The following is a 22,138-nucleotide window of genomic DNA, read 5'->3' as shown; positions in this document are numbered from 1 at the left end:
ATTTTGCCTTACTTTACTGGCTTAGTTAGCTTTGCTAAGTGCTTCAACAACTTTTGCACTGATATCAGCTTGTGGTTTTACATAAATAACTGCACCACTTTGTAATACCATGTCATAGCCTTCTTTCTCAGCAATGGCATTAATTGCTTTTTGAACTTGGACTAAAAGTTTGTTTTGCTCTTCACCTTGACGACGACGCATGTCTTCATCAAGCGCTTTGCCTTTAAGTTGGAAATCAGACTTTAATGATTCCATTTTGCGAACAAGTTCTGTTTTTTGTGCGTCGCTCATTAACGCACCATCACGTTGTTGCTTCTCAACTAAACCACGCATTTCATCTTGCATCTTTTGTACTTCAGCAACACGGTCACCAAACTCAGCTTTTAATGCTTGTGAAGTTTGCTCACGTTGAGGAAGTTGCTCAAATACTCCGCCCATATCAACAACGGCAATTTTTTCAGCCTGTGCCATCATAGGTGCGGCCAAAAATGCTAATGTCACTAATGTGCGATTGACGATCTTTTTCAAAGTAAACTCCTTAAATATAGTTAATTTTTCAGCAAAGCTGCTGATGTTATTTGTTTTAGAATGTTTTACCAATGTTGAACGAGAAAATCTCAGTTTCATCATCTTCGTATTCTTTAATAGGCCAAGCTAAGCTAAATACCATTGGACCCATTGGCGATAACCACTGCACACTCATACCCCATGAAGCACGGATGCGAGCTGCGTCACTGTAGTCTTCAAGCTTTTCAAATTCTTCAGCGGGTAAGGTACGATATGAGTCATAGTCAAACTCAGTGTCCCATACATTACCTGCATCCACGAAGAAACTGGTACGAACAGAGTTAGTGTAAGCTTCATCTAAGAATGGGGTTGGGACAATTAACTCAAGGCTCGCCGTTGCAATGGCGTTACCACCGATTGAGCGACCTTGGCTAATTTGAATCTCGTTTGGCTCACCCGGTAAGCTACAGCCGTCACCAGAAGGATCTGGCGCACAGTTCTCACTACCTCGAATAAGATAGAATGAACGAGGGCCTACTGAGTTAGATTTAAAGCCACGTAATGAGCTACTTCCCCCTGAATAATAGTTCTCCCAAAACGGTAGAATCTGATCATTCTGATTAAACTTGCCATAACCGTTTGCATAACCAATACGTGCGCGAGTTAATAATACAAAGCTATGTTTGCGGTTTATTGGGAAATAGAAATTAGTATCAAAATCTGTTTTAAAGTACTGTAAATCAGAACCCGGAACGGTCATTTTACCGCTCAAACGTTGTGACGAACCATTAGTTGGGAATGTTCCACGGTTAAGCGTACTTCTATACCAACCGGCATTTAATTCAAAGTTGTTAAAACTTAAATCGGCATCAGGATCATCACTCGCGCGATAAACATTATAGAAACGCAATGCTTGCTCATAAGCCGAAATTTCAGAAATCGTATTATGACGGAAACCAATACCGCCGTTTAAACGGTTGTATTCGTTAATCGGGAAACCTGAGTTAAGTGCCACACCATAAGATTTGTTTTTATATCGTTCAAGGTTCGCTTCATTAGCGTCAAACTCATTCCAATAAAGACTGCCGCCTAAGCTCACACCGTCTTTGGTGAAATAAGGGTCGGTATAAGAGATATTAGCACTCTTAGAGTATTTATTGGTGTTGATATTAATCCCTGCTTGGTTACCAGAACCTAAGAAGTTACTTTGCTCAACACCAAACTGTAAGCTAACTCCCGACTCAGTACCATAACCGACACCCGCATTAAATGAACCAGATGGCTGCTCTTTTACGCTAACAGCAACATCAACTAAGTCATCACTTCCAGGAACTTGAATAGTTTCGGTATCAACGGTTTCAAAGTAACCTAAACGGTTTAAACGCGCTTTTGACTGTTCAATTTGAGCAGAATTAAGCCATGCACCTTCCATTTGGCGTAATTCACGACGCATAACTTCATCTTTAGTGACCGTATTACCTGAAAAGTTAATACTGCGAACATAAACGCGTTTGCCTGGATTGATATTAACATTCAAAACCACTTCTTTCGTTTCGTCATTAATTTCAGGGTAGGTTTTCACTTCTGGATAAGCGTAACCAAAACGGCCTAAATATTTGCTATACATTTCTTCTGTATAGGTAACATCTGCACCGTTATACATGTTGCCGGCTTTGATCGGCAAAATGGCATTCATTAATTCTTCGCGGCCCATCAGGTCGCCGGTTAAATTAACTTCTTTGACCTTATACTTTTCACCTTCATCAACGTTAATGGTGATGTATAAACCTTTACGGTCTGGCGTCATCGCAACTTGAGTAGAAGTTACATCAAAACGAATATAGCCTTGATTGTGGTAAAAGGTTTTGATGGTTTCTAAATCGGCTTGTAATTTTTGCTTTTGATAACGACGTTCACCAAATAAGTCCCACCATGCCACAAAGTCTTTCAACTCTAGCATGCTGATTAATTCAGAATCGGTGAAAACAGTATTACCTACCACGTTAATTTGGCGAATTTCAGCCGCCAAACCTTCAGTAAAGTTAAATTTTAACTCCACACGGTTACGAGGTAAGTTAATAACCTGCGCTTCCACTTTAGCGCCATATTTACCCACACCGTAATAAAAATCTTGTAGGCCTTTTTCAATACCCGACAACATAGTGCGGTCTAAAGATTCACCAATTTTTACACCTGAACCGTCCAAACTCTCTTGTAACTGTTCATCTTTGATGTCTTTGTTTCCTTCAAAGGTCACCGCACTAATTGTGGGGCGCTCTTTTACGGCAACATAAAGTATGCCATCTTCATGGCTAATACTGATGTTTTCAAAGTTGGTTGAAGCGTATAAGCTTTTTATCGCTTGTTGTATCTTTACTTGATCAACTGTATCGCCGACTTTCACCGGTAAATTTAGCAGTGCAGCTCCTAATGCTACACGTTGTAGACCTTCAACTTGAATGTCTGTGACTTCAAAAGGTTGGAATGTATTTGCCCAACCATTCCCCGCAAAAGACGCGCCGACGAATAACATCGAGGCAAAAAGTTTATTCAATCTCATAGAGCACTTCTAATTATTTGTCTGTCCTTGCTCAGAGTCGGGCAAAATCGTTAAAGAGTGCAATACTCATTAACATTAGCAGCAGAGCTGCGCCAAACCTGAATCCGATTTCCTGTACCTTTTCAGGTACAGGCTTCCCAGTAATCACTTCAACGAAGTAATACAGTAAATGTCCACCATCTAACACTGGTAAAGGCATTAAGTTGATAATACCTAAGTTAACACTGATTAATGCTAGAAACCCAAGAAAATGAACCAATCCATATGTTGCACTTGTTCCAGCACCTTGCGCAATTGAAATGGGACCACTTAAGTTTTTTACCGACACATCACCAGTAAATAGTTTGCCGATCATTTTAAAACTGACAACCACCAGTTGCCATGTTTTATCCACTGCCGCCGTGACCGAATCAATCATGCCATATTCTAAGTCAAAGCGCATATTCTCAGGCCACTGAGGTGCCGTAGGACTAATACCAACAATGCCAACCTCTTCACCTTTACCATTAACGATTGCCTGAGGGGTCACGTCTAAGGTTAACCTTTCTCCTTGACGTTCAACGGTCATGGATATTTGCTTATTGGCAGATGTTTGTACCACATCAACAAAACCATTCCAATCTTTGTACGGTTGTTGATTGATATTTAATATTTTATCGCCGACCTTAAGCCCTGCTAATTCAGCGGCGCTATTGGCCGTAATTGCCGCAATAACAGGATCGATAGCGGGTCTAAAAATCCCCAGCCCTAATGCAGTAATTGGCGACTCTTTTTCAGGGTCAAATCTCCAATTACGGGTATCTAATTTGTATGTTTTGCTAGCGTGCTCTGGGTCAGCTAGGGTATTTAATGGCATAACACTAATATCAAATTTGTCACTGCCAATTTGCCCAACTAGAGCTAAATTAACCTCTTCCCAGTTGCGTACCTTTTGCCCTGCTACTGCCGTCACTTGATGTGGCTCATCTAATTGAATGACTTGTGCAGGTGAGCCGACCGTTGTGGTATCAATGACAGGCTTAATAGAAGGAACACCAATCAGATACATCGCATATAACGCGATAATCGCTAAAATAAAGTTTGCGATAGGCCCTGCTGAAACAATGGCAATACGCTGCCACACATTTTTACGGTTAAATGCTTGGTGTTTTAAATGTTCAGGTACATCCTCTACTCGCTCATCAAGCATTTTGACGTAGCCACCTAACGGAATCATAGCTATGACATATTCTGTGCCATCTTTGCCCGTTTTACGCCAAATAGCTTTACCAAATCCAATAGAGAATTTTTCTACTTTTACGCCACACTTTCTCGCTACCCAAAAATGGCCATATTCATGACCGGCAATCAAAATACCTAGCGCGACGATAAATGAAGCTAAATTCCAAAAAAAATCGAACATTATACTCCTGACTACAATAATGCTTTTACGTTAAGGGTCGCTTGCTGTCTCGAAAGACCATCAAGATAAAGAATATCTTCAATCGTGTTGACCGCTGAAGGGCTAACAGTGGTTAAACACCTTTCATTTATGGTAGCAATGTCGGTAAATTTAATTTGGCCACTTAAAAAAGCATCCACAGCAATTTCGTTAGCGGCATTGAGCACCGTTGTTGCTGTTTGACCTTGCTGACACGCTTCAATCGCTAACTTCAAACAAGGAAATCGATTAAAGTCTGGCTCAATGAAGCTTAATTGTCCGACTGTGAAAAAATCTAAAGGTTCAACACCAGCAGAAATTCTCTGTGGATAGCTCATACAATGAGCAATAGGTGTGCGCATGTCAGGATTTCCCATCTGCGCAACCACAGAACCATCTTTGTATTGCACCATTGAATGAATAACACTTTGAGGGTGAATCACCACTTTTAATTGATCGACATGGGTATTAAATAACCATTTGGCTTCAATATATTCTAAGCCTTTATTCATCATTGTCGCTGAATCTACAGAAATTTTACGACCCATAGACCAATTGGGGTGGTTACATGCTTGCTCTGGAGTCATTAATGCTAAAGCCGACAACTCAGTATTTAAAAACGGTCCACCTGAACCGGTTAATAAAATATGACTGACACCATCGTCTTCAAGATTACAGTAACCTAAATTGGTTTGAATCGACTCAGGCATACATTGAAAAATAGCATTATGTTCACTATCAACCGGTAAAATTGTCGCCCCCGACTCTTTCGCCGTCTGCATAAACAACTCACCTGACATCACAAGCGCTTCTTTATTTGCTAATAGAATGCGTTTACCCGCTTTAACTGCTGCAAAGGTTGGTACAAGCCCAGCAGCGCCTACAATAGCTGCCATAACGGTATCAACATCTTCATGGGTAACCAAAGCAATTAAATCTTGCTCAGAGCTCGTGACTTGCGTTTTACACGATGAAGGTAACTTATCTTGTAACTGTTTTGCTGCTAATTCATCGACCATATGGGCAAACTTGGGTTGATGAGCAACACATAGTTTGAGCATTTTATCGACACTAGAATGAGCAACCAATGCATAAACTGAATACTGCTCAGCATTTTGCTCTATCACGCTTAAGGTACTTGCACCTATGGAACCTGTGGCTCCAAGAATAACCATATTTTGCATAAGGGCTACATCCACATTGCAATGTAGATCAGCGTAAATACCGGAAATGCGGCAGTTAAGCTGTCAATTCTATCGAGTATTCCACCGTGCCCTGGCAAAATTTTCCCTGAGTCTTTAATTTCAGCCACACGTTTAAACATACTTTCAGATAAGTCACCAAAGGCTGACGCTAGTGCGGTAATCAAGGTCACTACAATCAGTAAACCAAGCTCTTGTTCTGGTGAAACATACATCACCCCTGCCACAATCAGCATGGTGGTAAGTAAACCACCTGCTAGACCTTCTAAGGTTTTAGCAGGACTCACACTTGGCATTAATTTATGTTTGCCTAAACTTCGTCCAGCAAAATAAGCTCCGGTATCGGCAGCCCACACAACTAACATAACAATAAAAACTAAAGCGCCACCAAAATAAGGATCGACAGAACTACTTAACGATTTAAGCGCAATAAGTGACACAAAACATGGAATTAACGTCAACTGACCAAACATGGATTTCAACATAGGGCTGGTGTTCCACACTTTGGCACTTTTAGGAAAACTCATCACTAAAAGCGTACTAATAAGCCACCACATCACTCCAATACTAATAATGGCCAAAAACATTGGGTGGATTTGACCTTTAAACCAGAGTTCATCAGCGGGAAACATCACATTGATGATAATTAACAGTGAGGTGACGGTTAAGGTAAATGACCATTGAGTGACATTACACTCTTTATCAATTAATCGGCCCCACTCTTTTGCAGCTATGGCAAAAATAGGCACTAAACCCCAAGCAAAATAAACGGTTGGAGCCCAAAATATCCCAGCCAATACAAGGGGGATTAAACACAGTGCTGTTATTATTCGTTGTTTTAGCAAAAAAATAATCCTCTTAAGAATTAGAGCGCTTGAATTTCTTCAATTTGACTACCGGTCAAACCAAATCGGCGCTGTCGGCTGGCAAAAATTGCCAGTGAGTGATGAAAAGCTTTCTCATCAAAATCAGGCCACAGAGTTTCAGTAAAGACTAACTCAGCATAGGCAGCCTGCCATAAAATAAAATTACTGATGCGATAATCACCGCCAGTACGGATCATTAAATCAACTTCACTTTGATTTTGCATGCACAAATGTTGATTAATTGCTGCTTCCGTTAACTGACTGCTGTTGATTTCGCCACTTTCGACTTTTTCGGCCAATTTTTGAACAGCCTGAGCGATATCCCAACGTCCACCATAATTAGCGGCCACATTTAACACTAGACCAGTATTATGTTGAGTCTGCTCTTGAGCCTTAATAATTTGACTCTGTAATCGAGAAGAGAATCGGCTAATATCACCGATAATATTGAGTTTGACTTGATTTTTATCGAGGCGTTTTATTTCTCGTTGCAGCACATTGAAAAAAAGCTCCATCAATAAGGTGACTTCTTTATCCGGTCTGCGCCAGTTTTCACTTGAAAAAGCAAACAAGGTCAAAGACTCAATACCTAATTGACTGGCAACACTGACAATACGTCTCACGGCTTTTACACCCGCTTTGTGTCCAATTACTCTAGGCATACCTTTATTTTGAGCCCAGCGTCCGTTGCCGTCCATTATGATGGCCACATGTTTAGGCAAAGACTGCCTAACAACTTCAGACAGTTGTCCTGGTAAAGTCTCCGATGTCGATAATTCTGTGACACCTGGTTCAAAATCAATAGTAGAAGACATCTACAACAACCCTATAAAAAACAAACGCCGTGTAGTATACCCTTACACGGCGTAATAACTCTAGCGCATGTTGTTCTTTCGCCGTTAAAATCACCTACAAAAGCCAACACCCACTTAGCATTAATACAAGTTTACACTTCCATTAATTCTTTTTCTTTGGCAGCTAACAACTGATCAACATTCTTGATAGCTGCGTCGGTGTGTTTCTGAACCGTGTCTTCACTACGACGTACATCATCTGCAGTACACTCTTTGGCTTTTTCAAGCTTCTTAACTTCACTGATCGCGTCACGACGAACGTTACGAATAGCAATACGGCCATTTTCAGCTTCGTTGCGAACAACTTTGATGAAGTCTTTACGACGTTCTTCTGTTAACGCTGGTAAAGGAATACGCATTGACGTACCCGCAGTCATTGGGTTTAAGCCTAAGTCTGAAGACATAATGGCCTTTTCTACCGCTTGTACCAATGTTTGGTCAAATACCGTTACATTTAAGGTACGTGAATCTTCAACACCAATGTTTGCAACTTGCTTAAGCGGTGTCATTGCACCGTAATAAGAAACTTGAATAGAATCTAATAGACTTGGGTGAGCACGACCTGTACGCACTTTAGCCATTTGATTTTTGGTAGCATCAACACATTTTCCCATGCGCTCTTGCGCATCTAATAAAATTGTTTCAATCACAATAATTTCCTTTTTAACAAATATTCATTTAGCGTGAGCTGATAATAAAGAATGACACAGGCACTAGATCAGCTCAAACAAGGAGTACACTTTTATGCGACTATTTTTTCTGGCTGTTAATAATAGTGCCTTCGCTTTCGCCCATGATAACACGACGTAAAGCGCCAGGCTTATTCATGTTGAATACTAAGATAGGCATATCATGATCACGTGCCATGGTGAAGGCTGCAAGATCCATGACTTTCAACTCAGACTCTAATACTTCAGAGAATGTTAATGTGTCATATTTCACTGCTTCTGGATTTTTCATTGGGTCAGCAGAGTAAACACCATCAACTTTTGTGCCTTTAAGCACAACTTCGGCTTCAATTTCAATGCCACGTAAACAAGCAGCAGAATCAGTAGTACAGAAGGGATTACCCGTACCGGCAGCAAAAATTACCACTCTGCCAGATTTCAATAAACTAATTGCTTCAGCCCAGTTGTAGTCATCACAAACACCCTTTAACGGGATAGCTGACATTAGGCGAGCATTAACATAAGCACGGTGTAAAGCATCACGCATGGCTAAGCCATTCATGACCGTGGCTAACATACCCATGTGATCACCCACTACACGGTTCATGCCAGCTTGTGCTAGACCTTCACCACGAAATAGATTACCACCACCAATAACAACACCAACTTGAATGCCTAGCTCAACAAGTTCTTTCACTTCTTGGGCCATACGATCAAGTACTTTAGGGTCAATGCCGAAGCCTTCTTCACCCATTAATGCTTCACCGCTTAACTTAAGCAGAATACGTCTAAATGCTGGTTTTGGATTGGTGCTCATAATTTTTATCCTAATTATAACAAGACCGCAGCGATTGCTGCGGTCTTAGGGTATTTAGAGAAAAGCGATTACGCTTTTTTAGTAGCAGCGATTTGTGCAGCTACTTCAGCAGCAAAATCTTCTTCTTTCTTCTCGATACCTTCACCCACTTCTAAACGAATGAAGTTAGAAACAGTGGCGCCTTTCTCTTTAAGAATATCACCAACAGTTTTCTTAGGTTCCATGATGAATGGTTGACCAGTAAGAGAGATCTCACCAGTAAACTTCTTCATACGACCGATAACCATTTTCTCAGCGATTTCTTGAGGCTTACCTTCGTTCATTGCGATTTCAACTTGAAGCGCTTGCTCTCTTTCAACAACATCAGCAGGAACATCTTCAGGCTTAACGAATTCAGGCTTAGAAGCAGCAACGTGCATAGCAATGTGCTTTAAGGTTTCTTCATCAGCTTCACCAGTAACAACAACACCAATACGGTCGCCGTGACGGTAAGAAGCTAAGTTTTCACCATCGATGTACTCAACGCGACGAACGTTGATGTTTTCACCGATTTTAGCAACTAAAGCAACACGAGTTTCTTCAAATTGTGCTTTTAATGCTTCGATAGTTGTTTTAGCAGCAGTAGCAGCGTCTAATACTTCGTTAGCAAATGCTAAGAAGTTAGCATCTTTAGCTACGAAGTCAGTTTGACAGTTAACTTCTACTAATGCAGCGTAACCTTCACCATTCTTGATAAGGATAGTACCTTCTGCAGCGATATTACCCGCTTTTTTAGCAGCTTTTGCAGCACCGCTTTTACGCATGTTATCAATTGCTAGCTCGATGTCACCGTTAGTTTCAGTCAATGCTTTCTTACAGTCCATCATGCCAGCGCCAGTGCGGTCACGAAGTTCTTTAACTTGGGCAGCAGTAATTGCCATTGTTAAATCCTCTATTTAAATTCGTCTAATTTTGCGTTTATAAAACAGGGGCCAAAAGGCCCCTGTTCACCAATTATTTTATTGGCAAATAAGGGAGATGCTAAGGCATCACACCTTATTAAACAGTTTCTACGAAACCGTCTTGCTCAGCTTGAACAGCTAAATCTTGACCACGGCCAGAGTTGGCAGCAGCAGCAACAGATGAAGTGTACAAACGGATAGCACGCATTGCATCATCGTTACCAGGAACGATATAGTTAACACCGTCTGGAGCAGAGTTGGTATCAACAACAGCAACAACTGGAATACCTAGGTTGTTTGCTTCTTTAATAGCAATATGCTCATGGTCAGCACCGATAACGAATAATACGTCTGGTAAACCGCCCATGTTTTTAATTCCGCCTAAAGACTTTTCTAACTTGTCTAATTCGCGTGAACGCATTAAAGCTTCTTTCTTAGTAAGCTTGTCGAAAGTACCGTCAACAGACTGACTTTCTAGCTCTTTAAGACGCTTGATTGACTGACGAACAGTTTTCCAGTTAGTTAACATGCCACCTAACCAACGGTGATCAACGTAGTACTGGTCACAAGAAATTGCAGCTTCTTTGATAGCTTCGCCAGCAGCGCGCTTAGTACCTACGAATAAGATTTTACCTTTCTTAGAAGCAACGTTGCTAATGAAAGCTAAAGCTTCGTTGAACATTGGTACAGTGTGCTCAAGGTTGATGATGTGTACACCATTACGAGCACCGAAGATGAAAGGCTTCATCTTAGGATTCCAGTAACGAGTTTGGTGACCGAAGTGAACACCAGCTTGAAGCATGTCGCGCATTGAAACAGTAGTCATTATTTATACCTTAATTGAGTAAAGGGGTTAGACCTCCACGCATCCCATGTTTTCGACCCTTTCACCATATTGGCTACAGAGCACCCCGAAAAATGTGTCGATACGTGTGTGATTTAGTATTTAAGTTAATTGCCATGTATAATAGCCGCAAATTTTGACACTTGATGTAAACTCAGGATAATTCAGCCACTAAAAGCGCTATTTCATACTGAAGATTTACCGTGTCGCAAAACACGAACTTATACATAACGGCGCGCTTTATACCATAAATAGCTATCAAACACAAATTTTTGCTTGTAATTGCCACGCTATTTCGCGCCCTTTTTGAACGCCTAAACAAGAGAAGTTACATGAGTATTGTTATTAAAAATGCCGATGAAATTGAAAAAATGCGTGCTGCAGGTAAATTAGCTGCGCAAGTCTTAGAAATGATTGCTCCTCATGTGGTCGCAGGTAAAACCACTGATGAGTTAAACAATATTTGTGCTCAGTACACTGAAGAACAAGGCGCTATTTCTGCTCCACTTAATTACCATGGTTTCCCTAAGTCAATCTGTACTTCGGTTAACAATGTTATTTGCCACGGCATCCCATCGGACTACGTATTAAAAGATGGTGACATTTTAAATATTGATATCACCGTTATTAAAGATGGTTATCACGGTGATACCTCAAAAATGTTTTTAATTGGTGATGTTAGCCCAAAAGACAAACGTCTATGTCGTATAGCCCAAGAAAGTTTGTATCTTGCCATTAAAAAAGTCCGTCCTGGTGCAAAATTAGGCGAAATTGGCACAAGTATCGAAAAATTCATCAAAGCAAGTAAATCAGGGCTTGATAAGTATTCAATCGTGCAGGATTATTGTGGCCATGGTATTGGCGCGGGTTTCCATGAAGAACCGCAAATTGTACACTACAAAAACAATGATAAAACAGTCATTAAACCTGGAATGTGTTTTACTATTGAGCCGATGATTAACGCAGGTCGTCATACCACAGTGTTAGACAAAAATGACAACTGGACGGTAACGACATCAGATGGTAAAAACTCTGCTCAGTGGGAACATACCCTACTCGTCACTGAAACCGGTGTTGAAATTTTGACATTACGTGAAGAAGAAGACTTTCCAAGAGTCATTAATTTTTAAATAAACAGCCTTATAAGGACATCGATGAATACCGCGCTGGCAGCAAAAACGACTTTACTTGAACTTAACCAGCGCTTAGTTGAGCAATATGAAGCGAAACATCCCATCGCTGATATTGTTAAGCAACGCAGTGCATTTATCGATGATCTGCTTCAACAAGCCTGGAAAAGATTCCAACTTTGTGAACACCCTATGGCACTGGTTGCCGTAGGGGGATATGGTCGCGGCGAATTACTGCCCTTTTCTGATATTGACCTGCTTATACTGACTCAGCAAAACGAGGTTTGCGATACCACAAAGGCTCGATTAAGTGATTTAATCACCTATTTATGGGATTCAGGACTAGAAATAGGCCATAGTGTTCGCACGGTTTCTGAAACGCTTATACAAGGCCAAGCAGATATCACCATTGCCACTAATCTAATTGAAGCACGCTTCTTGTGTGGCCAAAATGCGCTATTTGACGATTTATATCAACAAATTCGCCAAGAAGATTTTTGGCCTTCAGCTGAATTTTATAACGCTAAAAAAGATGAGCAAACTCAACGACACTCAAAAGCCAGTGCATTTGACTTAGAACCCAACATAAAAACCTGCCCGGGTGGTTTGCGTGATATACAAACTATCGCATGGGTTGCTATGCGTCATTTCAACGCCGCTAATTTAACCGAATTAGTTGAACATGAATTTTTAGAGCCATCAGAACTTGAAGAGTTGATCGAGTGCCAAAATTATCTTTGGGAAATTCGTTTTGCACTTCACACCATCGCGAATCGAAATGAAAACCGCTTACTATTTGACTTACAAAGACAAGTTGCCAGTCTGTTAGGTTATGAAGACGCTACCCAACTCGCTGTTGAGCAAATGATGAAACGCTATTATCGCACCGTGAGGCGAGTAATGGAGTTGAATCAAATGCTATTACAACTATTTAAACGGGCAACACTTGGCCATATTAAAGCCTTAGCGATACAACCAATCAATGAGCATTATCAACGCCGTGGTCATTATATTGAAGTATTAGACGACAATTTATTTTCTTCGCAACCAGAAGAAATATTACGACTGTTTTTACACGCAATAAAAAATTCAAATATTCAGAATATTTATGCACCCACTCTCAGGTTGCTGCGTAAAGCACGTCGGAGTTTAAAAGGCCCGTTACAAGACAACCCAGCTTGTAGAAAAGTCTTTTTAGAAATACTAAAACATCCTAGAGGCATTGTGGCTTTTTCGATGATGCACAAACACGGCATTCTATCGTCTTACCTGCCCGCTTGGCGGAAAATTGAAGGCCAAATGCAGTTTGACCTTTTCCATGCTTATACCGTTGATGAACACACCCATAGGTTATTGTTAAATATCGAGCGCTTTTCTCAAGCAGAACAGAAAGATGAATTCCCATTAGGTGCAGTATTAATAAACCAATTACCTAAAAAAGGCTTATTAGTATTGGGAGCCATTTTCCATGACATTGCTAAAGGTCGCGGCGGTGACCACAGTAAATTAGGGGCAACCGATGCTATCGAATTTTGTAAATTGCACGGCTTAAATGACCATGACGGCAGATTGGTGGCTTGGTTAGTAGAAAACCATTTAGTCATGTCTGTCACCGCTCAACGCCGCGATATTTCGGATCCTGAAGTGGTCGCCACCTTTGCCGATAAAGTTCATGACACAGTACATTTAAGCTATTTATACTGTTTAACCGTGGCTGATATATGTGCCACTAATGAGAAAACCTGGAATAACTGGAAAGGCTCATTACTACGCGACCTGTACTTTTCAACTCAAAGAGTGCTGGCTAGAGGCAAGGAAAAGCCCGTTGATGAGCAAGCCCGCGTTGAAGAAATACAAGCAAAAGCGCAAAAAGAATTAATTCGTCGCGGCATTAAGCCCAAAGATATGCAGGCATTATGGGCGCGCTTCAAACCTGAGTATTTTTTACGCCATCAACCCAATCAAGTGGCTTGGCATAGCGAAGCGATTATCAAACATAACAGCAATGAGCCACTAGTATTAATATCAAAACACACCACTCGTGGCGGCACCGAGTTATTTATTTATAGCCAAGATAGACCAAAATTGTTTGCAACTGTTATGACGGTGTTAGACAACAAGAATATCAATGTACATGATGCTAATATCATGACCTCTATTGATAATTATGCACTAGACACTTTCGTAATTTTAGAACAAGATGGCGAACCAATCGTACAATTATCTCGAATTCAGAGTGTACGAAAGGCCATAGAAAAAGCATTAGCGACAGAAAACCCTAAGTTGCCTAAATTTAGAAAACTTGCCCGAATTATGAAGCCATTTAATGTGCCGACTCAGGTAAGCTTTTTGCCAAGTATTAGGCAAGGGACAAGTATGATGGAGTTAATCGCACTGGACACGCCTGGCCTTTTGGCTAAAGTAGGCGATATTTTCTATCGGTGCGAAATAACCCTGCTAGCAGCAAAAATCACCACTATTGGTGAACGTGCGGAAGATTTTTTTATATTACAAACGCACGATGGTTTAGCGCTAAATGAAGCTCAAAAGCAGCATTTAGCCAATGCATTAAATATTGCATTAACACAATCAAGTTAAATTTTTATCTATTACATTGGGAGAGTTCCATGGAGGCATTACGCCAACGAATCGAGGCGGCATTTGAAGCACGTCAAACAATCACCCCTAGCACAGTAGAGCCAAGTATTCGTGCTGACGTAGAAACAGTGATTAGCATGCTTGATAAAGGTCAAGCACGTGTAGCTGAAAAAATCGATGGCGAGTGGCATGTTCACCAATGGCTGAAAAAGGCCGTACTGTTGTCATTCCGTATTTTCGATAATGGCGTAATCGACGGTGGTGATACTAAGTACTTTGACAAAGTGCCACAAAAGTTTGCGGATTACGATGAAGCACGCTTTAAAGAAGAAGCCATTCGTGTGGTACCACCAGCAACGGTTCGTAAAGGCTCTTTTATTGGTAAAAATACCGTATTAATGCCTTCTTACGTTAACTTAGGTGCCTATGTTGACGAAGGCTCAATGGTTGACACATGGGCGACTGTTGGCTCTTGTGCTCAAATTGGTAAAAATGTTCATTTATCAGGTGGTGTTGGTATTGGTGGCGTACTTGAGCCATTACAAGCTGGCCCAACCATTATTGAAGATAACTGTTTTATTGGCGCCCGCAGTGAAATTGTTGAAGGTGTTGTTGTTGAAGAAGGCAGCGTCATTTCAATGGGCGTTTATATTGGTCAAAGTACCCGTATTTTTGATCGTGAAACCGGTGAAGTTCATTACGGCCGTGTTCCAGCCGGCTCTGTCGTCGTTTCAGGTAATTTGCCATCTAAATGCGGAACTTACAGCCTTTATGCTGCAATTATTGTCAAAAAAGTAGACGCTAAAACCCGTGGAAAAGTGGGTATCAACGAGTTATTACGCATCGTAGATTAATCTACAGCTAAACACCTCTGATGCAGCGTTTGTGAATGAAAAAGGCTCAATTGAGCCTTTTTATTTAACTGTCTCTTAATGGTTAGCTATGCATCGAACGCTCGTCATCTAGCTCATTCATGAGTGCATTAGCTAATATTTTCCATGTCAACACACCCACAATATGATTATCAATATTCTCCACTAACAAGTAATCGGTTTTTAACTTCTCCATCATCTTTTTAGCATCTTTTAGAATGGTGTTTTCCATGATGAGCCTGAGGTTATGATCCATAATTTGATGCGCTCGTTTATTTAACAAACTCCTATCAGCAGCTCGTTCAGCTGCAGTATCAAGAAATGGGTTGCGCCAAAATGCCAATGTTTTTCTCCATGCTTTAAAAAAACGTTTGTTTCTGATGCATTGTTCATCATCCCCTGAAATTACACTATGTAATTGAATATTAGTTTATCTATAGAATTTTAATTAATATTGAGACAAATATTTTTTGAAATGAGCAAAAAGCCAGTCAAAAGACTGGCTTGTGGTATGACTTTAAAAAGGGCAGGTATTAAAATACGACGGTTTTATTTCCATAAACCACAACTTGTTCGTTGAGCACAAGTTGTAACGCTTTACTTAAGACACTTTTTTCAACATCACGTCCTTGATGTGCCAGATCCTCAGCACTATAACTATGATCAACTGAAATCACATCTTGTTTAATAATCGGGCCCTCATCTAAACAGTTATTTACAAAATGCGCAGTTGCCCCAATAATTTTAACCCCTCTGTCCCAAGCTTGCTTGTAGGGAGACGCGCCAATAAATGCCGGTAAAAATGAATGATGAATATTGATTATTCGGTTTGGAAATTGTGCGACAAATTCAGGAGTAAGTACCCGCATGTATTTTGCTAAAACGACATAATCAGCATCATAGGGTTTTATCACCTCTAGCATGGCTTTTTCATGATCTTCACGATTAAGCCCTTCATGACTGACAAAATGAAATGGAATATCAAACTTTTCGACCAAAGAGCGCAGAATATCGTAATTACCCACCACTGCGGCAATTTCAACATCTAAGCCACCGTAATAAGACTTCATTAACAAATCTCCTAAACAGTGGGCTTCTTTGGTCACCATAACAACGACACGTTTTGTGCCAGCATCGACCAGTTTTAAATGATTTTGTTCAGGTAACACTTCAGCCATCGCTTTTAAAAACTCAGCTTCATTAATGTCTCCCTCGAGAACCGTTCGCATAAAAAAGCGACCCTGTGCGTGATCAACAAACTCTTTATTGTTGACAATATTCAGTTGATGAGCAAAACAAACGCCGGTAATTTTAGCAATTAAACCTTGTGCATCAGCACAATCAATGATTAATATTTTTCGCGTAACATCCGTACTTACAGATATACCACTCATGCTTTTATATGACATAGACATCATTTTCCTACTTTATGTTTTTAATGAGTCTGCCATTAATTATCTTTAAATGGGTGGTTTTCAGTCAAAAAGGTAACAAATTTCAACCAATATGGTTACGACTTTATAGAATTATAAATTTTGGGCCGCAAAAATTGCATAATCAGCTTAATTGGCGTGAATCTAGGTATTTTTGCAGCAGTTTACGCAAGGTTTCAGCTTTGGTTCCATAGACCACTTGAACCCCTTTACCTACAATAACAACCCCTTTTGCCCCTAGGTCTTGTAAGCGATTCTTATCAATAATCGCCGCATCTTTTACACTCACCCTTAATCGGGTTAAGCAGGCTGACAGTTCTACAATATTATCCTGCCCACCTAAACCGGCAATCATACCTCTAAGACTCTCTTTCTGCTTTGGAAACGTGTTTGTTGATAATAGTCGACCAGGGGTTTTGAGATTAAAACTGATAATGGTAATTCGAAAAAGCACATAGTAAATTACGCTAGTAATAGGACCTAATAGCAAAAACCAAGCAGTATTTTTTGATTGGGAAAACAACAAGCTAAAATCTAATAAACCATGGGAAAACACGATGCTGTGGTGTATATCAAGTAATATACAGACACTGTACGCAATACCTGACAACAGTGCATGAACCAAAAACAACAAAGGTGCAACAAACATAAATGCAAACTCAATGGGTTCTGTCACACCTGTTAACCAGCTCGCCGCCCCAGCAGATAACATAATACCAGCCACACGGTTTTGCTCTTTAAAATCTGCACTACGCCATATGGCGATGGCCGCTGCAGGTAGCCCCCACATTTTAATTAAATACCCTCCCGCAAGATTGCCAGCTAATCCATCTCCAGCCAAATAACGGGCCACTTCACCTCGAATCAATTGGCCATCATCCCAAAAATGGCCAAACTCTAAATAAAAAGGCGCATTCCAAATATGGTGTAAACCTAGTGGAATAAGCAGCCGCTCTACAAATCCATAAACGCCAAATGCAATGGCAGGATCTTGATATACCGCCCAGCTTGATAACTGCTCGATGTGTTGAGCTAAAGGAGGCCAAATGAAGGCTAAGATGCCAGCAAGCATCATGCTTAAAGGCAACAGAATTAATGGTGCACTTCGTCGCCCTTCAAAAAACGATAATAAAGCGGGTAGCTTTACTTTTTCACTAAGTGAAACCGCAATACAGGTTAACGCACCAACAGCCATTCCGCCGGCAATACCCGTGTCGATGGTATCAATTCCCCATATCGGTCGAGAGGGGAGTAAGTAAAGTGTACTGATAGCCCCCATTGTGGAAATAAACACGCCATAACCTAATACCGCTGAAAAAGCGGCCAGACCTTGATCACGACAAAACCCAATCGCAATTGCCACAGCAAAGAGCAGCGGCATCATAGTAAAAATTAAATGACCAACAGAAGAAAAAGTGACATTTAGTGCTTCAGGCATAAATGGCAAAGCACTGTGACTAACCCCCAGCATAACCCCCGCTGCAGGCAAAATAGCGATTGGAATCAATAACGACTGGCTTAAACGTTGTGCAAATTTAAACCAGTGTTCACCAATCACATTTTTAGACAACAAAATGATTGCAGAAGCTCGTTTTGAAATATTATTAGTCCTTGTTAATTGCGTCTAGCCAAGTCGGTATCCATGTCACAACTTCAACTTCAGGCTCCATTGTTTCACTGGCATCAATTTCTAATAAAGGTGTTAATGCTTTGGCACCAAGCTCAGAAAGCAACTCATCAAACTGCTTACCCGCAGCACAAAATGTTTCGTAACTGGAGTCACCTAAGGCCACAATACTGTATTGTAATTTAGGTAAATAAGGCGCCTGTGACTTGAGTTTGGCAAACCAAGGAAAAATATCGTCAGGCAAATCCCCCTGCCCAGTGGTTGAACACACAATAATAAGATATTCACTCTCGCTAGGTACATAATCCTGCAACTCAGCGGTTTGCTTTAAACTAATGTGATGTCCTTTTTCCTGTAATTTTTTTGCTAAGGTTTCAGCGGTAAATTGTGCGCCACCATAAACAGTTCCAAATACAATGCTGACTTCTGCCACTACATAGTCCTTTAAATAATTAATATGAAAACGATTTAACTCAACATACTGTAAAAATTGACTTTATTGCAAGTCTTAAAGTAATGGTTTAATTAGCCCCATAACCTTAAATCAAATAACCTTCATCTTGTGCTAATTTATCCCAACCTAGCTTATCAAAAACATCTAACCACTCTGGCTCTAATTCCGTTTCAATATGCATAGGCTCTTGCGTCACTGGATGGGTAAACTGCAAGCTTTTTGCTATTAACCATAGTCTATTTACTTGAAAGTGTTCTCGAGCAAATTTATTTTGCTTACCATCACCATGGGTAGTATCACCAATAATGGGATGACGTAAGTGAGCCATATGGCGACGCAGTTGATGCTTGCGACCGGTTTTAGGGGTCAACTTTATTAAACAAAATCGGCTAGTTGGATAACGTCCAGAACTATAAGGGATTTCGCTGTTCAATAATGGGGCATACTGAGTCACCGCATCTTGATATACCGCTTTATCTGCGGTGGCAAACTTATCAGCCACATCATCTAACTCCACTTTTAATGCATAATCTAGTTCGGCAGATTCATGCATATTGCCCCTCACTAATGCTAAATATTGCTTTGTTACTGTGTGTTGCTCAAACTGTTCACACAACAGTCGAGCACATTCACTATTTTTTGCAAATAACAACACTCCAGAAGTGGGACGATCAAGACGGTGAACAGGAAAGACATGGCTACCCACTAAATCTCGGGTTAATTGCATCGCAAAAAAACGTTCTTTTCTCGCTAAATAGCTGCGATGAACTAATAACCCAGCGGGTTTATGAATTGCCACTAAATGTTCATCTTCAAATAATACTTCTAACTTGGGTGGCTGCTCTTGTTGCGCTAATTCATCTTCAACAAGCGATGGCTTAGTCTGGGGTGTGTCAATGTCAGTCATATGAATACAAACACTTATTGTTTTGAGGTTGAAAGGAGATGATCAAATTCATCAAGCAACATGATTAGTGGCTTTTTGTCAGGCATAGACTGCCAAACATGATGCCCCATTGGTGCAATAGCCATATTTGTGGGCAGCGGTTGTTTGTGCTCAATTAACTGGGTCATTTTAGGAATAAATATAAACTGCAACCAGTGTTCAAAAGGCATGCTATCGCAAGCAAAAGGGGCATTGCTAGCCATAGCTTTTGGGCTCGGCGGCGTATCTGACCATAGGTCAGCAGCTTGCAATTGTTGCTGTAGTTTTATCAACAGTGATTGGCTTTGTAGATGTGGCATAAAAAACGAATCCGATACCTATTATTTAGGTTGAATATGATAACATTAGCCACAATTAAACTCTAAATAACCTCAACTCTGGATAGTAAATATCGCCTATTCATCTCTTAACTCAGTTAAGGTTAAATAATGCCATGTTTTTGTAAAGCGAGTTCCAATGACAGAAATCACCACCTTAAGTCAATTTCTAGCCACGGCTAACACCCAGTTTCAAGTTTACGATCTGGGAAGAAAAGTTCAAAACATCGATATGATGGCATTTCATCAAATTGAGTCACTTGTTAGTCCTTATCCTTATCCCATTCAAGGTCATGCTCAATTTGCCATTGTATTTTGGCAACAAAGTGAACAGCCATACATTTGGTTTATTAAGCTGCCTTTAGATGAGCAAGGGTTGCTTTCACCCGCGCCTAGACAACAGTTTATTAAAATGATTTTGGAAGCGTTAGGGCGCGACCCCACACAAACGCTCACGGAAGAACAACAGCAGCAACTTGCTAACCACCCTTTTAGCTTTAAACCTAATCAACATAAACTTGCCATGTTTAACGCCTTGGTGAGAAAACAGTTAGGTCAACAAGCCTCAAGCCAATATGAATTTGCAGCGCAATATTTCTCGGGGCAAACGCCATCAGAAAACTGGCAACATCTTGGTTTACAAGGGCTAGCTGACTTATGTGTGCGAATGAAGCAGTTTGATCACCTTACGCAAATTGCTGAAACTCTGCCTAAAGCACCGATTGAAGTACAAGCAGCAACCTGTGAATGTTTAGAACACCTTGTTATTGAACAACCATTGGTTGATACCTTATATCAGTTATTTAGTCAGTCAGCCGCTGAGTTTAAAGGTATCTATTTGAAGGCATTATCTTCCCACCCTAGCGTTTGCCAACAGGCGATTGCCGAGTTACATCATCACAATCAACTTGATGACAATATGTTGATCACCATTGCAGCAAGAAACTGGACGGCATTAAAAGATGATGAAACTCGCAAATTCTATTTAGAAGCTTTAGCAAAACAGCCTCAACACTTCTTTAACCAAGTTTTTGCTGATATTGTGGCTATTCCAATCCTTCGAAATGCGTTACTAACAGACTTACGTAACCCAAACAGAAGTGAACAACTTTCTCACGCCATTGGCGGTTTATTTAAGGCAGCAAGCCTATGATGTCTGATTTTTTAATAATGGCAGCGCTAGTCGTTGTCGCGGCCTTTTTTTGGCAACTACGTACTATGGCAGAATTAAGTCGCGTTATGGCTGAACAAGCTTGTCGTAAACAAAATGTGCAATTGCTTGCCGTTGCAATGGAGTCTGCAAGTCCGAGTCTAGGTGGCCATACTGGATTATGCTGGAAAGCTAAATTTATGTTTGAGTTTAGCACTGATGGGATAAATCAATATCGAGCACATATTTTTATGCAGGGTAAAACCGTCAAAAAAATTGATTGGCCGATATTTCCAGAACCAGAGTGGATGGATGCACCCAAGTCACAAGGTAAGTTTGGTGGCTGCGGTAGCCGAAGTAGTTGTAGTTCTGGTAAATGCCGTTAATAACTCAGCTATTGACATCAAGATTTCGATGAGAAACGTTACCCCAAAAGAAAGGCCGCGACATTAAGTCACGGCCTTCTGTTCTCTTGTTAAGCTTTCCCGCTATAATATGCTCCCTGCACCATCCATGCGTATCATTGGCTCCAGCCCTTTCCATGCGCTATCCTTGATAATCCTTGTACCTATTTCAGTACTATCCTTCTTGCTCAGTTATCCTTTGACTAAGCATGCTCATCCTAAGCGTGTCCTTATATCGTCCGTGAAATCCTTTTATTCATACCATCCCAGTATGACTTAATCCTTTGAGCATTAATCCTAAATACTCATCTCGCCTTTTCCATAAAACGAGTTAAAACCTTGTTGCGTCCTGCAATCTTCCGTTAAAAATTAGTCCTTTAAAGCTGATCCTTCAAAGTGTTTGCGAGTTTCCTACTCTTAATCCATTTTCCGTTCACTTTGCTGCAATCCTTAGCGCCTAGTAATATTAATATATTTTCATAAAAGAAAAAGGCCGAAACATTACCTTAACAACAGGACTACTCAGTC

The 22,138-nt window shown here is 40.6% G+C and carries 21 protein-coding genes; 5 read left to right on the top strand and 16 right to left on the bottom strand.

Annotation, left to right across the window (positions count from 1 at the left end; all coding sequences use genetic code 11):
• Positions 1-21 precede the first annotated feature (21 nt).
• The 10 genes from L2672_RS11620 to rpsB all read right to left on the bottom strand — a co-directional run bounded on the left by L2672_RS11620 (position 22) and on the right by rpsB (position 10,661).
• On the bottom strand, positions 22-528 hold the full coding sequence (locus L2672_RS11620; protein WP_275975028.1) for an OmpH/Skp family outer membrane protein: 507 nt from the start codon (positions 526-528) through the stop codon (positions 22-24).
• 55 nt (positions 529-583) lie between these two features.
• Positions 584-3,067, bottom strand: a complete 2,484-nt coding sequence (gene bamA, locus L2672_RS11615) for an outer membrane protein assembly factor BamA (RefSeq protein WP_248996019.1) — start codon at positions 3,065-3,067, stop codon at positions 584-586.
• Positions 3,068-3,098: 31 nt separating this feature from the next.
• The gene (gene rseP, locus L2672_RS11610) at positions 3,099-4,469 is read right to left on the bottom strand and encodes a sigma E protease regulator RseP (protein ID WP_248996018.1); all 1,371 of its coding nucleotides are present in this window, start codon (positions 4,467-4,469) and stop codon (positions 3,099-3,101) included.
• Positions 4,470-4,480: 11 nt separating this feature from the next.
• Complete coding sequence (gene ispC / locus L2672_RS11605; RefSeq protein WP_248996017.1) at positions 4,481-5,671, bottom strand: 1-deoxy-D-xylulose-5-phosphate reductoisomerase; 1,191 nt, start codon at positions 5,669-5,671, stop codon at positions 4,481-4,483.
• A 5-nt stretch (positions 5,672-5,676) separates the two neighbouring features.
• On the bottom strand, positions 5,677-6,534 hold the full coding sequence (locus tag L2672_RS11600; protein WP_248996016.1) for a phosphatidate cytidylyltransferase: 858 nt from the start codon (positions 6,532-6,534) through the stop codon (positions 5,677-5,679).
• 20 nt (positions 6,535-6,554) lie between these two features.
• Positions 6,555-7,370 carry an isoprenyl transferase gene (locus tag L2672_RS11595; RefSeq protein ID WP_248996015.1) on the bottom strand — a complete coding sequence of 272 codons (816 nt, stop codon included), beginning with the start codon at positions 7,368-7,370 and terminating at the stop codon, positions 6,555-6,557.
• Between the two features lie 131 nt (positions 7,371-7,501).
• Positions 7,502-8,059 (bottom strand): ribosome recycling factor, encoded by a 558-nt coding sequence (gene frr / locus L2672_RS11590; RefSeq protein ID WP_248996014.1) that lies wholly within the window; start codon positions 8,057-8,059, stop codon positions 7,502-7,504.
• Between the two features lie 100 nt (positions 8,060-8,159).
• A complete protein-coding gene (gene pyrH, locus L2672_RS11585; protein WP_248996013.1) occupies positions 8,160-8,894 on the bottom strand; it encodes a UMP kinase in 735 nt (244 codons plus the stop codon).
• 68 nt (positions 8,895-8,962) lie between these two features.
• Complete coding sequence (gene tsf / locus L2672_RS11580) at positions 8,963-9,814, bottom strand: translation elongation factor Ts (RefSeq protein WP_248996012.1); 852 nt, start codon at positions 9,812-9,814, stop codon at positions 8,963-8,965.
• 118 nt (positions 9,815-9,932) lie between these two features.
• Positions 9,933-10,661: a 30S ribosomal protein S2 gene (gene rpsB, locus L2672_RS11575; protein WP_248996011.1), complete on the bottom strand. Its 729-nt coding sequence runs from the start codon at positions 10,659-10,661 to the stop codon at positions 9,933-9,935.
• A 350-nt stretch (positions 10,662-11,011) separates the two neighbouring features.
• On the opposite strand from rpsB, the gene map reads away from it, so the two are divergent.
• The 3 genes from map to dapD are packed head-to-tail and all read left to right on the top strand — an operon-like array spanning position 11,012 to position 15,261.
• Entirely contained in the window at positions 11,012-11,809 is a 798-nt protein-coding gene (gene map / locus L2672_RS11570) for a type I methionyl aminopeptidase (protein WP_248996010.1), read from the top strand.
• A 24-nt stretch (positions 11,810-11,833) separates the two neighbouring features.
• Positions 11,834-14,407, top strand: a complete 2,574-nt coding sequence (glnD, locus tag L2672_RS11565) for a bifunctional uridylyltransferase/uridylyl-removing protein GlnD (RefSeq protein WP_248996009.1) — start codon at positions 11,834-11,836, stop codon at positions 14,405-14,407.
• Between the two features lie 29 nt (positions 14,408-14,436).
• A complete protein-coding gene (gene dapD / locus L2672_RS11560) occupies positions 14,437-15,261 on the top strand; it encodes a 2,3,4,5-tetrahydropyridine-2,6-dicarboxylate N-succinyltransferase (protein ID WP_248996008.1) in 825 nt (274 codons plus the stop codon).
• Between the two features lie 82 nt (positions 15,262-15,343).
• Here the strand turns inward: dapD and L2672_RS11555 are convergent, their stop codons facing one another.
• The 6 genes from L2672_RS11555 to L2672_RS11530 all read right to left on the bottom strand — a co-directional run bounded on the left by L2672_RS11555 (position 15,344) and on the right by L2672_RS11530 (position 20,038).
• On the bottom strand, positions 15,344-15,622 hold the full coding sequence (locus L2672_RS11555) for a CBS domain-containing protein (RefSeq protein WP_248996007.1): 279 nt from the start codon (positions 15,620-15,622) through the stop codon (positions 15,344-15,346).
• 190 nt (positions 15,623-15,812) lie between these two features.
• Positions 15,813-16,688, bottom strand: coding sequence for a formyltetrahydrofolate deformylase (purU, locus tag L2672_RS11550; protein WP_248996006.1), 876 nt, complete (start codon positions 16,686-16,688; stop codon positions 15,813-15,815).
• A gap of 148 nt (positions 16,689-16,836) precedes the next feature.
• Positions 16,837-18,285, bottom strand: coding sequence for a PTS transporter subunit EIIC (locus tag L2672_RS11545; protein WP_248996005.1), 1,449 nt, complete (start codon positions 18,283-18,285; stop codon positions 16,837-16,839).
• A 31-nt stretch (positions 18,286-18,316) separates the two neighbouring features.
• On the bottom strand, positions 18,317-18,772 hold the full coding sequence (locus L2672_RS11540; protein ID WP_248996004.1) for a flavodoxin: 456 nt from the start codon (positions 18,770-18,772) through the stop codon (positions 18,317-18,319).
• Between the two features lie 106 nt (positions 18,773-18,878).
• Positions 18,879-19,706 (bottom strand): tRNA pseudouridine(65) synthase TruC, encoded by an 828-nt coding sequence (truC, locus tag L2672_RS11535; RefSeq protein ID WP_248996110.1) that lies wholly within the window; start codon positions 19,704-19,706, stop codon positions 18,879-18,881.
• A gap of 8 nt (positions 19,707-19,714) precedes the next feature.
• Complete coding sequence (locus tag L2672_RS11530) at positions 19,715-20,038, bottom strand: YqcC family protein (protein ID WP_248996003.1); 324 nt, start codon at positions 20,036-20,038, stop codon at positions 19,715-19,717.
• Positions 20,039-20,195: 157 nt separating this feature from the next.
• On the opposite strand from L2672_RS11530, the gene L2672_RS11525 reads away from it, so the two are divergent.
• Both L2672_RS11525 and L2672_RS11520 read left to right on the top strand, forming a co-directional pair.
• A complete protein-coding gene (locus L2672_RS11525; protein ID WP_248996002.1) occupies positions 20,196-21,209 on the top strand; it encodes a DUF3549 family protein in 1,014 nt (337 codons plus the stop codon).
• Entirely contained in the window at positions 21,206-21,592 is a 387-nt protein-coding gene (locus L2672_RS11520) for a DUF3301 domain-containing protein (protein WP_248996001.1), read from the top strand. Before L2672_RS11525 ends, L2672_RS11520 begins: the two co-directional genes overlap by 4 nt.
• The last annotated feature ends 546 nt before the right edge of the window (positions 21,593-22,138 follow it).

The sequence above is a fragment of the Shewanella gaetbuli genome (assembly GCF_023284065.1).
In the GTDB taxonomy this organism is placed as follows: domain Bacteria; phylum Pseudomonadota; class Gammaproteobacteria; order Enterobacterales; family Shewanellaceae; genus Shewanella; species Shewanella gaetbuli.
The sequence above is the reverse complement of the archived record's forward strand: the minus strand, read 5'-3'. Positions and strand labels throughout refer to the sequence as shown.